Annotated in this window: 11 protein-coding genes; 6 read left to right on the top strand and 5 right to left on the bottom strand. The window is 72.5% G+C overall.

Annotation, left to right across the window (positions count from 1 at the left end):
- Positions 1 to 16: 16 nt before the first annotated feature.
- From ACIQAC_RS15845 to ACIQAC_RS15830, 4 genes are read right to left on the bottom strand one after another with little or no spacing between them, the layout of a single operon-like run.
- Positions 17 to 616, bottom strand: coding sequence for a GTP-binding protein (locus ACIQAC_RS15845; RefSeq protein WP_402191188.1), 600 nt, complete (start codon positions 614 to 616; stop codon positions 17 to 19).
- Positions 603 to 1,043, bottom strand: a complete 441-nt coding sequence (locus ACIQAC_RS15840; RefSeq protein ID WP_402191186.1) for a DUF742 domain-containing protein — start codon at positions 1,041 to 1,043, stop codon at positions 603 to 605. The genes ACIQAC_RS15845 and ACIQAC_RS15840 overlap by 14 nt, the downstream gene beginning before the upstream one ends.
- A gap of 37 nt (positions 1,044 to 1,080) precedes the next feature.
- The gene (locus ACIQAC_RS15835) at positions 1,081 to 1,557 is read right to left on the bottom strand and encodes a roadblock/LC7 domain-containing protein (RefSeq protein ID WP_402191183.1); all 477 of its coding nucleotides are present in this window, start codon (positions 1,555 to 1,557) and stop codon (positions 1,081 to 1,083) included.
- Positions 1,554 to 4,121 (bottom strand): ATP-binding protein, encoded by a 2,568-nt coding sequence (locus tag ACIQAC_RS15830; protein WP_402191180.1) that lies wholly within the window; start codon positions 4,119 to 4,121, stop codon positions 1,554 to 1,556. The genes ACIQAC_RS15835 and ACIQAC_RS15830 overlap by 4 nt, the downstream gene beginning before the upstream one ends.
- A 373-nt stretch (positions 4,122 to 4,494) precedes the next feature.
- On the opposite strand from ACIQAC_RS15830, the gene ACIQAC_RS15825 reads away from it, so the two are divergent.
- Complete coding sequence (locus tag ACIQAC_RS15825) at positions 4,495 to 5,454, top strand: ABC transporter substrate-binding protein (protein ID WP_402191178.1); 960 nt, start codon at positions 4,495 to 4,497, stop codon at positions 5,452 to 5,454.
- Positions 5,455 to 5,473: 19 nt separating this feature from the next.
- Here ACIQAC_RS15825 and ACIQAC_RS15820 read toward each other — a convergent pair whose 3' ends face one another.
- Entirely contained in the window at positions 5,474 to 6,406 is a 933-nt protein-coding gene (locus tag ACIQAC_RS15820) for a lytic polysaccharide monooxygenase (RefSeq protein ID WP_402191176.1), read from the bottom strand.
- Positions 6,407 to 6,762: 356 nt separating this feature from the next.
- On the opposite strand from ACIQAC_RS15820, the gene ACIQAC_RS15815 reads away from it, so the two are divergent.
- The 5 genes from ACIQAC_RS15815 (at position 6,763) to ACIQAC_RS15795 (ending at position 14,717) form a co-directional block, all read left to right on the top strand.
- Complete coding sequence (locus ACIQAC_RS15815) at positions 6,763 to 8,562, top strand: S8 family peptidase (RefSeq protein WP_402191175.1); 1,800 nt, start codon at positions 6,763 to 6,765, stop codon at positions 8,560 to 8,562.
- A gap of 446 nt (positions 8,563 to 9,008) precedes the next feature.
- A complete protein-coding gene (gene cyc2, locus ACIQAC_RS15810; protein WP_402191174.1) occupies positions 9,009 to 11,210 on the top strand; it encodes a germacradienol/geosmin synthase Cyc2 in 2,202 nt (733 codons plus the stop codon).
- 171 nt (positions 11,211 to 11,381) lie between these two features.
- The gene (locus ACIQAC_RS15805) at positions 11,382 to 11,999 is read left to right on the top strand and encodes a PDZ domain-containing protein (protein ID WP_402191172.1); all 618 of its coding nucleotides are present in this window, start codon (positions 11,382 to 11,384) and stop codon (positions 11,997 to 11,999) included.
- Between the two features lie 547 nt (positions 12,000 to 12,546).
- A complete protein-coding gene (locus ACIQAC_RS15800) occupies positions 12,547 to 13,671 on the top strand; it encodes a M24 family metallopeptidase (RefSeq protein WP_402191171.1) in 1,125 nt (374 codons plus the stop codon).
- Between the two features lie 74 nt (positions 13,672 to 13,745).
- Positions 13,746 to 14,717, top strand: a complete 972-nt coding sequence (locus ACIQAC_RS15795) for an aminoglycoside phosphotransferase family protein (RefSeq protein WP_402191756.1) — start codon at positions 13,746 to 13,748, stop codon at positions 14,715 to 14,717.
- Positions 14,718 to 14,742 lie beyond the last annotated feature (25 nt).

Genomic DNA, 14,742 nt, shown 5'->3' with positions numbered 1-14,742 from the left:
GGCGGCGGCCCCGCGGTCACTTCTCGGCGCGCTCCAGCGCCAGTTCCAGGACGACCAGCAGCGCGTCGCGCACCGAACCGCGTTCCCGGGCGTCGAACACCACGAGCGGGACGCGGTCCGCGACGTCGAGCGCCCAGCGCACCTCGTCCAGTTCGTGCTGGACGAGCCCGTCGAAGGCGTTGACGGCGACGGCGAACGGGATCCGCCGGTGCTCGAAGTAGTCGACGGCCGCGTAGCAGTCGTCCAGGCGGCGGGTGTCGACGATGACGAGCGCGCCGACCGCGCCCTCCACGATGTCGTCCCACATGAACCCGAACCGCTCCTGGCCGGGTGTGCCGAACAGATACAGCTTCAGTGTCGGGTCGATGGTGATGCAGCCGAAGTCCATCGCGACCGTGGTGGTGGTCTTGCGCGGGGTGTGGCTGAGGTCGTCCACGCCGGCCGCGACCTCGGTGATGGCGGCCTCGGTGGTCAGCGGCTCGATCTCGGAGATCGCGCCGACGGTGGTGGTCTTGCCCACCCCGAATCCGCCCGCGATCACCATCTTGACCGGCAGCGGCGGCCGTACGGCCATCTGCGCGGCCGTGCCGACGGCAAGCGGATCAGTCGGTGTCACGGAGTACCCCTCGGGAGTCGGGGATGGCCCGCAGGCCATCGATAACCCTTCGCAGGACGGATGCGTCATGGGTGGCGGCGGAGTCGGGCACGTGCACGGCCAGCCGGCCCGCGGTCCGCAGGTCCTCGGCGAGGACCCGGACCACGTTCAGATGGAGTTTCAGCCGGGCCGCGAGCTCCGCGATGGACTGCGGCACCGCACAGGCGGCAACGATGTCGTGTTCCTCGAACGAGAGCCGGCCGAGCGCCTGGAGACCCTTGGCGGTGGCGATCACCTGGGTCTCGACGGGCATCGTCCGGCCGGTGGCCGTGCCCGCCACCCGGCCGGCCGTGACCAGGAACGGACGTACGGCCGGGACGGGAGCTCCCGCGTCCGGACCCGGGGTGCCGGGCTCACCGGATCCGCCGGGGGTGCGGCCGTCCGCCATGGGTGGTCTCTTCCTCTCTCGACCGGACGGCAGCCGGTCAGCCCGTCGACGGAACGCCGACCGTGTTCTTGAGTTCGAGCACGAGCTGGGGGCTGAGCGCGGCACCGGCACGGTTGGCGAACAGGGTCATCTCGTAGGCGATGTTGCCCAGTTTCGCCTCCTTGTCGGCGACCACACCGAGGACGGCCCCGTTGCCGATCGCGGAGACCAGCACATGGCCGCCCTCCAGATCGATGATGACCTTGTTCAGGGCGCCCAGGCCGTAGTTGCCGGAGGCGCCGGCGGCAAGACTGGTCAGGCCGGAGACGATGGCGGCCAGCCGCTCCGAGTGGGCGCGCTCGCGCAGCTGTGCCACGGCGATGAGCAGCCCGTCGGAGGAGACCGCGATGGCGTCGACGACGCCCGCGGTCTCGGTCGCGAAGCGGTTGAGCAGCCACGTGAAGTCGGCTGCGGCGGCCCGCAGTTCGTCCGGCGTGGCGTCCGAGGTCGGAGTGCCACCTGTCGACGTACTCACTGCTCCGCTCCTTCCGGGAGATGGTTCTGGTCGTGCGCGGGGGTCCGCGACGGGCGGGTGCCCACGGCGGGATCGGTGTCACGGGCGGACGGTGGTACGTCGGCGGCCGAGGCGTCCGCGCTGTCGCGGTGCGCCTGCTCGACCGCCGCCTCGAACTCCTCCAGCGCACTGCGTACGGCGTCGGCGTCCTCGGTCCGGGTGTTCGCGCCCGTCGCCGCCGGGTCCGCCTCGGCGCCGAGCGTGGTGCGCAGCGTCGCGCCGCGCACCCGGCGGCGCAGCGGACGGGCCGCGTCGGGGGCGGCGTCCGCGTCGAGCGGCGGCTCGGTACGGGCCTTCGGGATCAGCGGGGCGCCGTCGTCGGGGGCGGCCGGGTCGCGCCGCGGGAGCCTGCGGGGCAGCGGCGTCGCGTCGTCGTCCGGGGCGGGCAGCGCCGCCGCGGGCTTCGGGCCGGGGGCGGTCTCGCTCTCGACGGCCGCGACAACCGGGGCCTGCGCGAGGTCCGCCGAGCCGTTCAGCGTACGGACGCCGTCCGCCGTCAGACCGGGGCCCACCGCGCTCATCGTCAGCAGCAGCGACGACGGGATGCGGATCTCGGCCGTCACACCGCCGCCCGGGGTGCGCGACAGGGCCACGCCGATCTCCCAGCGCCGGGCCAGCGTGCCGACCACGAACAGACCGAGGACCTTCGTCGGTACGAGGTCCAGGCGCTCGCGGCGCACCAGCCGGGCGTTCTCCTCGGTGAGCCGCTCGGCGCTCATGCCGAGCCCGTGGTCGGCGACCGTGATGGTGGCCTCGCCGGCGCCGCTCGTGCGCACGGTCACCTCGACCGGGCTGCCCGCGGGCGAGAACGACACCGCGTTCTCCAGGAGTTCCGCCACCATCAGCGTCAGGTCGCCGATGATGTCCGGCTCGACCATGATCTCGGTGCCGGCGTGCAGCTCCACCCGCTGGTAGCCCTCGATCTGGCCGAGCGCGGCACGCACCACGTTGGTCAGCGCGGTCGGACCGGAGTCGAGGACCGTCTCGCGCAGGCCGGCCAGCAGCATCAGGCTGTCGGCGTTGCGGCGCAGGCGGACCGCGATGTGGTCGATGCTGTAGAGCCGTTCCAGCAGCTCCGGGTCGGTCTCGCCGCGTTCCACGGCGTCGATCAGCGCGAGCTGGCGGGTGGTGAGGTTGCTGACCCGGCGGCCGACGTTGCCGAACATCTCGGCGACGTTGCGGCGGCTGAGCACCTGGCGTTCGAGAAGCGCGGCGGCGGTGGTCTGCACATGGTTGAACGCGTCGGCGAGCTCGCCGATCTCGTCGCGTGCGGTGACCGGCACGTCGCGCAGCAGGGGCCGGGCGTCGTCCTCGGTGTCGTCGTCGGCCACCCGGGCCAGTTCGCGTCCGGCGACCTCGGCGACCTCCTGCGCGGCGCCGGTCAGCGCGAGCACCGGGCGGACCACCGAGCGGCGGACCACCACGGAGAGGCCGAACCACAGTCCGTAGCCGAGCAGTGCGGCGCCCAGCAGCCAGCCCGCGTTCCACCAGGCGTCGGTGGAGGCGCCGTCGGCGCGGTCGGCGATCTGGTCGATCAGCGAGCCGGTGATCTCCAGCCGGGTCTGGGCCTGTTCGCGGTAGGTGGGGTACTGCGCGAGGACGGCGTCGAACGCGGCGCGGATCTCCTCGGGGGTTTCCGCCTGGAGGCCGCTCGGGTCGATCTGCTGTTCCGCGAAAGTCGCCTCGATGGAGGCCTGCGCCGAGTTGTGCTCGATCTCGGACAGCTCGTCGGCCTGGGCCTCCGTGGCGAACCGCGCGAAGCGCTCGGCCTGGTGCGCGAAGAGATCGTGCGAGCCGACGGCGCTGACGAACTCGATCTGGGCGTTGGAGTCGCCGGTCGCGGCCGAGAACACGGCGGTCTCGAAGGAGCTGTGGGCGGCGTCGGCGCGCAGCAGCGAGTCCAGCAGGTTGCCGGTGAAGGTCGCGGCCAGGGCCGGGTTGTGGTCGAGGCCGAGACCGTCGATCAGGCCCTCGGCGACGCTGGTGTAGGCCGGGTCGATGTTGTCGGCGGGCAGGTAGCTCGCTTCGATGGTGGCGCGCAGGGTGGCCAGGCCGTCGACCTCTTTGAGGGTCTGGGCGGCCGTCTCGGGCATCCGGTCGCCGAAGACCTCGCGCACCTTCCTCACCTGTGCGTCCACCGCGGCCTGGGCCTCGCGGTAGGCGGCCGGCGACTGCCGGGAGCCGGGGCCCGCGGCCTCGAAGCGCACGGAGAGCAGGATGGCCTGCTGGTGCTCGGTCTGCACCCGGTCCACCAGCTCCGCGACCTGGGCGCTGTCCCGCACCAGCCGGGCCGCGTCGGCCGCCTCACGGGCCTGTTCGACCTGGTCGGCGATCAGGTAGCCGAGCAGCAGCGCGAGTCCGGCGAGCGGCACACCCACGAGGACGTTGAGCTTGCGGCGGAACGGCCAGTGGTCGGCGAAGCCGCGTAGGCCACGGGGGACGGGCGGTGGGGCCGGACGCGCGGGGGAGTCCTCGTCCGAGGGCTTCCCTTTCGCTGCGGCTCCGCTCCGCTCATTCGTGGACACCGGGCCTCCTTCATGGGTGTCGCTCGCGAAGATCTTCACGTGACTGTTGCAGACCGACCGCAGATCGATTCTGACTGGTGGGGGACGTCGGCAGTGCGATTCACGCATGCTTCTGTGACGTACGCCAACTCCGGGGAGACTACCGCCTCTTGGAATGATCAATCGGCGACCCCAAGTCAAGAATCCGTTACAACCTGCTGCGAGTCGATGGCAGATCGTTCGTGGTTCCTTCACAAGTGATTACTCTTCGAGGCCTGTTGGTGACCAAGCTGCACTTGACTGACCGAGAAGTGGCTGGATTGGATCAGAAAGTGCCATGCGTCACCGGCAGACCCACCCCCACCCCACCACTTCTGAGCCCGGAACGGGAATCGTGACTTCTACCGTGAAGAGCAGCTGGTCCAGTACGAGACACCCCGGCGTGGCGGCCGCCGCGCTGGCCGCAGTGGCGGCGCTCGTTGCCGGATGTGGCTCGTCCGACGACACGTCCGACAACCCGCTCACGGAGGACAAGGCGGACGGCGGCACGGTCGTCGTCGGCTCGAACAACTTCGCCGAGAGCATCCTGCTCGCCGACATCTACGGCGAGGCCCTGAAGGCCAAGGGCATCAAGGTCGAGTACAAGCCCAACATAGGCAGCCGGGAGACCACCTACGGCCTGCTGAAGAACGGTTCCATCACCGTCCTGCCCGAGTACAACGGCTCCCTGCTCGCCTACCTCGACGCGGACGCGGAGCAGAAGTCGGTCGACACGGTCAACGCCGCGGCCAAGGCCAAGCTCGACACCAAGCTGACGCTCCTCGAGTCCTCCCCGGCCGAGGACAAGGACTCCGTGTCGGTGAACGCGGCGACCGCCAAGAAGTACAACCTCACCGCCGACTCCACCCTGGCCGACCTCAAGGACATCGCTCCCGAGATGGTCATCGGCGGCTCGCCCGAGTTCCAGACCCGGCACCAGGGACTGATCGGCCTGGAGCAGGAGTACGGGCTGAAGTTCAAGTCCTTCAAGGCGCTCGACGCCGGTGGTCCGCTCACCCAGGCGGCGCTGACGAAGAACACCGTGCAGGCCGCGGACATCTTCACCACCGACCCGACCATCATCAAGGAGAAGTTCGTTGTTCTCCAGGACCCGAAGAACCTCTTCGGGTTCGCCAACGTGACGCCCCTCGTCTACAAGGACGAGCTCCCGCAGGAGGGTGTGGACGCCCTCAACGCGGTCTCCGCCAAGCTGGACACGAAGACGCTCCTCGACCTGGACTCCCAGGTCCAGCTGGAGAACAAGGACCCGCTGGACGTGGCGCGCGCGTGGCTGAAGACGGCCGGACTGGGCTAGCCGGACCCTGGTGGCGCGGTCAGCGCCGCCTGAGCCGTAGTGCCAGGGCGGTGCCGCCGGTGAGCAGCAACACCACCGCGGCGCCGCCCGCGAGCAGCGGGGCCGACGGTCCGCCGTCGGCGACCGGCGCCGCGGCGGGGGTGCTGCCGGGGAGCGTGGTCCCGTCGGCGCGTGGCTCCGGCGACGGGTCGGACGCGGGCCGGGCGGTGTCCGACGGGGTGGGCGCGGCTGTCGGGGGAGTCGCCTTCGGCGTCTTCGCGGGCCGTGTGGCCGTACCCGCCGCGTCCGCCTCCTTGTCAGCCTCCGCCTCCGCCTTCGGGAACTCCACGTCCGAGCACGAGTAGTACGTGTCCGGTGTGCTGCTGTTCTGCCACACCGTGTACAGCACATGGCGTCCGCTGCGGTTCGCCGGCAGCTCGGCCCGCAGGCGGTACGCGCCGTCGGTCAGCGCCGGGTCCCTGATCTCCGCGAACGGCTGTGCCGGAAGGTCGGACCAGCGCAGCGGCTTGCCCGGGTCGTAGCCGGGCTCCGTCAGATAGAGCCGGAACGTGCCGGTGTGCGGGATCGTCGAGACGTACGTCATGTTCAGCGTCCCGCCGGGGGAGAGCCGTGTCGTCGGCCAGTCGGTGCGGGCGAGATCCAGACCGCGGTAGGCGGGCAGGCCTCCGCTGCACAGCTCCCCGTCCGGGACGACCTGCCGGTCCCGGCCGTCGACGCCCGCGATGCGCAGGTTGTCCCACGCCGTGAAGGGCGCCCCGTTCGCCGCGACCGCCGCCCGGCACGCGGCCGAGCCCGAGGGCGCGCCGCCGTCGGGCGAGCAGGCGTACACCCGGCTGACCGGATCCGTCGGCGCCCCGTGCGCGGACGCCGGGCCCGCCGCCCACACCCCCAGGAGCAGCGGCCCGGCGACGGTGGCCGCGGCGGCGGCGCGGTATGCGGTTCTGCGGGCCATGCGGGGCGCTCCTCGTCGGCGGGTGCGGCAGCGGTCTGCCGAGAGGAGTACGGGCGCGACGGGCGGCGCGTTCAGTCGCCGACAATGCCGGTCGAAAGTGCCCATTCGCGGTCAACTCGTGGACGACAAGGGTGTGTTTCCGGTCTGGTCGAGGGTTTCCCCTGTATCCCGCTGACCTCGCCCTTGCCTATCGTTCGACCACTGCCGACCCGAGGGCCACCCCCACCACGTCGGCGGACGCACCCGGCTGGCCGGCCAACGCCCCGCTTTTCGCGTAACCCCCCTCCGCTTCTACGACGAAGCGCATCGACCGCCGCTCCGCGCTGCCCGGAGTCCGGCCACCGAAAGGCAAGCCCTTGCGTACCTCCCCCTCCCACAGACGGGCCCTGATATCCGCCGCCGCGATCTCCGCGGCACTGCTGACGGCCGCCGCGAGCACGGCCGCCGTCGCCCAGGAGCCTCTGGACGCCCCGAACACCACCCCCACCGTCTCCACCGCCGAGGCCGCCCCCGGTACCCCGGCCGAACGCCTCATCGTCGGCTACGAGTCCGGCGCCACCGAGGCGACATCGAACTCCGCCGCCTCCGCCGACGCCGAGGCCAAGGGCAGGGCGGCCGGCGAGAACCTCGACTTCGAGCGCCGCCTCGGCACCGGCGCCGCGCTGGTCGGCCTCGGCGACAACCTCAGCAAGGCGGACGTCGCCGACGTCGTCGCCCGCTACCAGCAGGACCCGCAGGTCGCCTACGTCGTACCGGACCGGCTCAACAAGCCGCTGGCCACGCCGAACGACACCGAGTACCCCAAGCAGTGGGACCTCTCCGAGGCCACCGCGGGCATGCGCGTGCCGGGTGCCTGGGACGTCGCCACCGGCACCGGCGTCACCGTCGCCGTGATCGACACCGGGTACGTCACCCACTCCGACCTCGCCGCGAACATCGTCGGCGGCTACGACTTCATCTCCGACACCGCCGTCTCCAACGACGGCAACGGACGCGACAGCAACCCCGCCGACCCGGGTGACGCGACCGCCGCGAACGAGTGCGCCACCGGCGACCCCGCCTACGACTCCTCCTGGCACGGCACCCACGTCGCCGGCACCATCGCCGCCGCCACGAACAACAACAAGGGCGTCGCCGGAATCGCGTACGGCGCGAAGGTCTCCCCGCTGCGGGTCCTCGGCAAGTGCGGCGGCTACGACTCCGACATCATCGACGCCATCACCTGGGCGTCCGGCGGCAGCGTCTCCGGCGTCCCCGCCAACACCAACGTCGCCAAGGTCATCAACATGAGCCTGGGCGGCGGCGGGGCCTGCACCACCGCCACGCAGAACGCCATCAACGCGGCCGTGGGCCGGGGCACCTCGGTTGTCGTCGCGGCGGGCAACGCCAACGCCAACGCGGCCAACTACTCGCCGGCCGGCTGCGCCAACGTGATCAGTGTGGCCGCCACCGACCGGTCCGGCAGCCGCGCCTACTACTCCAACTACGGCACGGTCGTGGACATCGCGGCCCCGGGCGGCGAGACCAACTCCGTCACCAGCGACGGCATCCTGTCGACGCTGAACGCCGGCGCGAAGACCCCGGGTACCGAGTCGTACGAGTACTACCAGGGCACCAGCATGGCCGCCCCGCACATCGCGGGCCTGGCCGCGCTGATGAAGTCGGCGAACTCCGCCCTGACCCCGGCGCAGATCGAATCGGCGATCAAGACCAACTCCCGTGCGCTGCCGGGCACCTGCTCCGGTGGCTGCGGGGCGGGGCTCGCGGACGCGGCCAAGACGGTGCAGGCGGTGAGCGGCGGCTCTTCGGGGGGCACCACCTTCACCTCCACCGGGTCGCTGTCCATCCCGGACAACGGGGCCGCGGTGGAGTCCTCGATCGCCGTCAGCGGGCGTACGGGGAACGCGCCCTCGGCGCTTCAGGTCGGTGTCGACATCACCCACACCTACCGGGGTGACGTGGTTGTCGACCTGGTGGCTCCGGACGGTACGGCGTACCGGCTGAAGTCGAGTTCGTCGGACTCCGCGGACAACGTGGTCGCCACGTACACGGTGAATGCGGGGGCCGAGGTGGCCAACGGTACGTGGAGGCTCCGCGTGCAGGATGTGGCGTCCCAGGACACCGGTGTCCTGAACAGCTGGAAGCTCACCTTCTGACGGAGGTCCTTCGACTGCGGGTGCGTGGGGGGCTGTTCGCGCAGTTCCCCGCGCCCCTGGGAAGGTCGTCGTTCGGCTGCGGGCCCGGTGGGGGCTGTTCGCGCAGTTCCCCGCGCCCCTGAGAAGGGTCGTCGTTCGGCTGCGGGCCCGGTGGGGGCTGTTTGCGCAGTTCCCCGCGCCCCTGGGAAGGTCGTCGTTCGGCTGCGGGCCCGGTGGGGGCTCGTTGCGCAGTTCCCCGCGCCCCTAAGAACAAAAGCCCTTCCCGCGTAGCCGCGGGCATGCGTGTCGCCTGGGGCGGCACGGGTGGGCGCGGCGGGAGCCCGTCGCGCCGGGTTGTGCGATGCCCCCGCCCCGGCCACGTCCCCGGTTCGCAGGGGATTCACGCGATGGTGTGATCATGTGTTGCCGGGGGGATGCCGGCGGGGGCGTCTGGGTAGCCCCGGGCCATGACCCAGCCGTTCGAACTCCCGCACTTCTACATGCCGTATCCGGCCCGCCTCAACCCCCACCTGGAAGAGGCCCGTACCCACTCCACCGCGTGGGCACGCGAGATGGGCATGCTGGAGGGCTCCGGAGTCTGGGAGCAGGCCGACCTGGAGGCGCACGACTACGGCCTGCTGTGCGCCTACACCCACCCCGACTGCGACGGACCCGCACTGTCCCTGATCACCGACTGGTACGTGTGGGTGTTCTTCTTCGACGACCACTTCCTGGAGATCTTCAAGCGCTCCCAGGACCGCCCCGGCGGCAAGGCCTATCTGGACCGCCTGCCGATGTTCATGCCGCTCGACCTGAACACACCCGTACCGGAGCCGCAGAACCCGGTCGAGGCGGGCCTGGCCGACCTGTGGGCACGCACCGTCCCGGCGATGTCCGAGGAGTGGCGGGCCCGTTTCGCGGTCGCGACCGAGCATCTGCTCAACGAGTCCCTGTGGGAGCTGTCCAACATCAACGAGGGGCGGGTCGCCAACCCCGTCGAGTACATCGAGATGCGCCGCAAGGTCGGCGGCGCCCCCTGGTCCGCCGGACTCGTGGAGTACGCCACCGCCGAGGTCCCCGCGGCCGTCGCCGGATCCAGGCCGCTCAGAGTGCTGATGGAGACCTTCTCCGACGGTGTGCACCTGCGCAACGACCTGTTCTCCTACCAGCGCGAGGTCGAGGAGGAGGGCGAACTCAGCAACGGCGTACTGGTCCTCGAGACCTTCTTCGACTGCACCACACAGGAGGCCGCCGACACCGTCAACGACGTCCTCACCTCCCGCCTGCACCAGTTCGAGCACACCGCGTTCACCGAGGTCCCCGCGGTCGCCGCCGAGAACGGCCTCACCCCGGACCAGCTCGCCGCGATCGCCGCCTACACCAAGGGACTTCAGGACTGGCAGTCCGGCGGCCACGAGTGGCACATGCGCTCCAGCCGCTACATGAACGAAGGCGCCCGCGCCACCACCCCGTGGTCCGCCCCGACCGGCCCGGGCGCCGCCGCGGCCGACGTCGTCGCCCTGCTCGCCACCGCCGGCGGTTCGCCGTCCGCGTCCACCCACTTCGGCCGGTCGGGCCGGCTGCGCCCGTTCACCCACGTGCCGTACCAGAAGGTCGGACCGTCCCTCATCCCCGACATCTACGCGCCCTACGAACTCCGGCTCAACCCCCACCTCGACACCAGCCGGCAGCGGCTCGTCGAGTGGTCGCGGCGGATGGGCATCCTCCAGGAGGGCGTCTGGGACGAGGACAAACTGCGCGCCTGCGACCTCGCGCTGTGCTCGGCTGGCATCGACCCCGACGGCACCGCCGAGGCGCTCGACCTCAGCGCGCAGTGGCTCGCCTGGGGCACCTACGGCGACGACTACTACCCCCTGGTCTACGGCCACCGCCGCGATCTCGCCGCCGCCCGGCTGACCACGGCCCGGCTGTCCGCCTGCATGCCCGTGGACGGCGAGGCCGTCCCCCTGCCGGCCAACGCCGTGGAACGCGCCCTGATCGACCTGTGGGCCCGCACCACCGCCGCGATGACCGCGGGGCAGCGGGTGTTCCTGAAGACCGCGATCGACAAGATGACCGAGTCCTGGGTGTGGGAGCTGCTCAACCAGTTCCAGAACCGCGTCCCCGACCCGGTCGACTACCTGGAGATGCGCCGCGCCACCTTCGGCTCCGACCTCACCCTCAGCCTCTGCCGGATGGGACACGGCCCCGCCGTCCCGGACGAGATCTACCGCAGCGGTCCGGTCCGTTCCCTGGAGAACGCCGCCGTCGACTACGCCTGCCTCCTCAACGACGTCTTCTCGTACCAGAAGGAGATCGAGTACGAGGGCGAGATCCACAACGCGATCCTCGTGGTGCAGAACTTCTTCGGCTGCGACTACCCGGACGGACTCGCCGTCGTCCACGACCTGATGACCCAGCGCATGAAGCAGTTCGAACACGTCGTCGCCCACGAACTGCCCGTGGTCTACGACGACTTCGACCTGTCGCCCGAGGGCCGCGAGGTCATGCGGACCTACGTCCTCGACCTTCAGAACTGGATGGCGGGCATCCTGAACTGGCACCGCGAGGTGGACCGCTACAAGGCCGAGTACCTCGCCGGACGCACCCACGGCTTCGTGCCGGACCGCGCGCCCGCGCCCGTACCGCCCCTCCAGCCGGTCGGCTGACCGCAACCGCCCACCGCGAGCTCCCGGATCCCCTTCGCGGGCGGTCCGGGAGCTCGTCGTGCCCGTGGGGCGGGCGGCGCCCTTCCCGCTCTTGACCGGCGTTCAGTCTCACTCGTTCGTGGCTCGTGGTGCGCCGGTGCGCCGGGTAGAGCACCTGGCGGAGGCGATCCGATGGAACAGACTGCGTTGCGTCCCAAGCCGATGCCCGGCCAGGAGCCGGCCGGCGAGAAGCCCGCTCCCGCGCGGCACCCGCACGCGGCCCGGCGCCGCGGCCGACGGCTCAGGGCCCTGCTGTTCGCCCTGTTCGTCGGCACCGTACTGGTGCTGTCCGGCGTGGGGCTCGGCACGGTCGGTGCCACCGTGATCGGCATGAGCAAACTCGCCGACCTCCAGCGCCAGGCGGCGGCCCAGCCGAAACCGTCCGCACCGCCCGGCCAGGCCGCGCAGAGCGCCTCCGGTGGCGTGACGGGCCCGCAGGCCCCGGGCCGGTCCATGGCGCCCCCGGCAACCGCACCCGTGCCCCGCGGGGCCACCCTCGGCGTCGAGGCCGTGGACGCCGAGAAGACCGGCGCCCAGGTCGTCGGCGTCCACGTGCCGGGGCCCGGCTACGCGGCGGGGCTGGTCCGGGGGGACGTACTCCTCACGTTCGGCGGCACCCGGATCGACTCCGCGGCCGACCTCGCCCACGCGGTGGCCACCGCCGCCCCGGGCAAGGCCGTCACCCTGACCGTGCTCCACCAGAGCGGCGGCTACCAGCAACTGTCGGTCACCCCCGGAATCGTCACCTGAGCTGCCCCCGGCCGCCTGCCCCTGACCCGGCCCCCCGGCCCCCCGGCCGTCTGTCCCTGCCCGGCCCCCGGCCGTCTGTCCCTGCCCGGCCCCCGGCCGTCTGTCCCTGCCCGGCCCCCTGCCGTCTGTCCCTGCCCCCTGCCCCCCTGCCGTCTGTCCCTGCCCCCTGCCCCCCGGCCGCCTGACCCGGCCCCCTGCCGTCTGTCCCTGCCCCCCGGCCCCCTGCTGCCTGTCCCTGCCCCCCGGCTCCCTGTCCCTGCCCCCTGTCCCCGCCTCCCGGCCGCCTGTCCCCACCCCCCGCCCCTGCCCCTGTCCTGACCCCGCCTCCCGCCGCCGTGCCCTGCCCGACCGGGCGGCGTACCGGGCGCGGTCGTACCCGACCGGGCAGCGGGGGCCGTGCGCGCTGGTTCTCCCGCGGCTCCCGGGTCACGATGGCCGTATGCCGGGCCCGGCGGACCGTGCGAAAACCGTGCACAAGCGCTCGCGCGGCCCCCGTGGTCCGGGCAGGATGCTGCCCGTACTCCGTCCAGCCGCCTGGGAGGCCCCGATGACCGGCACGCACGTGTCCTTCTCCGCCGACGACTACCGGGTGCGCATGGAGCGCGCCGCGCGGGAGGCACACGCCGCCGGACTCGCCGGACTGCTGATCGCGCCGGGCCCTGACCTCGTCTGGCTCACCGGCTACGCGCCACCCGCCGCGACCGAACGCCTCACCCTGCTCGTCCTCACCCCGGACCGGGAGCCCGTCCTCGTCGTGCCCGCCCTGGAGGCCCCCGACGCCGCCGAGGCCGCCGGCGCGTCCGCGCTCGCCCTGCGCGACTGGACCGACGGCAAGGACCCCTACGCCACCACCGCGGAGCTGCTGCCCGGCTCGGGACGGTTCGGGATCAGCGACAACGCCTGGGCGCTGCATCTGCTCGCCCTGCAAGGCGCGCTGCCCGACAGCTCGTACGCCTCCCTCACGGAAGTCCTGCCGATGCTCCGCGCGGTCAAGGACGCCGCCGAGCTGGAGCTGATGACGGCCGCGGGCGCGGCGGCCGACGCCGCGTTCGAGCAGATCCGGCAGGTCGCCTTCGGCGGGCGCCGCGAGACCGAGGTGGCCGCCGACCTGGCCGCCCTGCTGCGCCGGTTCGGGCACGAGCAGGTCGACTTCACCATCGTCGCCTCGGGACCGAACGGCGCCAACCCGCACCACGAGGCCGGCGACCGGGTCATCGAGCGGGGCGACATGGTCGTCCTCGACTTCGGCGGCCTCAAGGACGGCTACGGCTCGGACACCTCCCGCACGGTCCACGTCGGCGAACCCACCGACGAGGAACGCCGGGTGCACGACCTGGTCCGCACCGCCCAGCAGGCGGGCTACGACGCCGTACGGCCCGGGGCCGCCTGCCAGGACGTCGACCGGGCCGCCCGCGCGGTCATCGCCGACGCAGGACACGGCGACCGGTTCATCCATCGCACCGGGCACGGCATCGGCGTCACCACGCACGAGCCGCCGTACATGATCGAGGGCGAGGAGCGGCCCCTCGTACCCGGGATGTGCTTCTCCGTGGAGCCCGGCGTCTATCTGCCCGGCCGCTTCGGCGTCCGTATCGAGGACATCGTGACCGTCACCCAGGACGGCGCCCGCCGGCTGAACAACACCACACGCGAGATGGTCGTGGTGGACTGACCGCACACGACCCGGCCCCACACCACAGGAGCCCGCACCCGCCCCCTCATCCCCCGAACGACAGCGGCGTGACCATGACCCAGGCACCCACACCCACCGCGGACACCGTCCGCCAACTGGTCCGCACCCTGCTCAAGGACGCCCCCGACGGCGCCACCGGACCCGACATCCGGCCGGCCTCCGAGACCGGCGCCACCTGGTGGGTCGGCGGCCGCCACGTGCTGCGCCTCGCCCCCGACCCCGAGGCGGGCGCCCGGCGCCGCCGCGAACTGCGGCTGCGCGACCTCGTCCGCCCGCACGTCCCGGTCACCGTGCCGAGCAGCGTCGCGTACGGCGAATGGGCGCCCGGTCTCGGCTACACACTGGACACCAGGGTGCCCGGCGGCTCGGGCGAACGGCACGACGTGTCCGCGGTGGGCGAGGCCGACCTGGCCGCGGTCCTCACCGGCCTGCGCGCGGTGCCACTGGGACAGGCCGAGACGCTCGGTGTGCCGCGCGTGCCGCCCCGCTCCCTGGAGGCGCTGCGCCAGGCCGCCGTACAGGCCGCCGAACGGCTCGCCGCCGCCGACGAGTTCGACCCCGCGCGTCTGCACCAGCTCACCCCGGCCGCCGCCGTACAGCTGGCCGCGCAGAGCGGCAACGCGGTCCTCGTCCACCACGGCCTCAGCGCCGACCACCTCGTGGTGAGCGCCGACGGCCGGGTGCGCGGCGTCCTCGGCTGGGGCGACGCCCTGGTCGGCGACCCCGCCGAGGACATCGCGGGACTGGCCCTCGCCGTCGGCTCCCCGGCCGCCGTACGCGCCGCCACCCTCGCCGGCTACGCCGCCCGGCCCTGTCTGCGCGGCCTGTGGCTGGCCCGCTGCGACGCCGTACTGCGCCTCGCCGGCCGCCTCGACGGCCACGACCCCGCCACCCCCCTGCCCCTGCTCCGGGAACGGCTCCGGCACGCCTGGGAGGCGATCCTGCTGGAGCGGGTCACGGAACTTCGGGACGGGGAGGCCGGGGAGGCCGGGGGGTATGGGGAGGCATGGGAGGGCGGACCCTGACGGGCCGCCCGCCCCATCACCCACC

The organism is Streptomyces sp. NPDC088387 (assembly GCF_044753385.1).
Lineage (GTDB): Bacteria > Actinomycetota > Actinomycetes > Streptomycetales > Streptomycetaceae > Streptomyces.
The sequence above is the reverse complement of the archived record's forward strand: the minus strand, read 5'-3'. Positions and strand labels throughout refer to the sequence as shown.

Bases quoted from the DNA above. Each gene is read 5' to 3' on its own strand.
- ACIQAC_RS15840 (WP_402191186.1), bottom strand. From the start codon at position 1,043: ATGGCGGACGGCCGCACCCCCGGCGGATCCGGTGAGCCCGGCACCCCG.
- ACIQAC_RS15820 (WP_402191176.1), bottom strand. From the start codon at position 6,406: ATGGCCCGCAGAACCGCATACCGCGCCGCCGCCGCGGCCACCGTCGCC.
- cyc2 (WP_402191174.1), top strand. From the start codon at position 9,009: ATGACCCAGCCGTTCGAACTCCCGCACTTCTACATGCCGTATCCGGCC.
- ACIQAC_RS15805 (WP_402191172.1), top strand. From the start codon at position 11,382: ATGGAACAGACTGCGTTGCGTCCCAAGCCGATGCCCGGCCAGGAGCCG.
- ACIQAC_RS15800 (WP_402191171.1), top strand. From the start codon at position 12,547: ATGACCGGCACGCACGTGTCCTTCTCCGCCGACGACTACCGGGTGCGC.
- ACIQAC_RS15795 (WP_402191756.1), top strand. From the start codon at position 13,746: ATGACCCAGGCACCCACACCCACCGCGGACACCGTCCGCCAACTGGTC.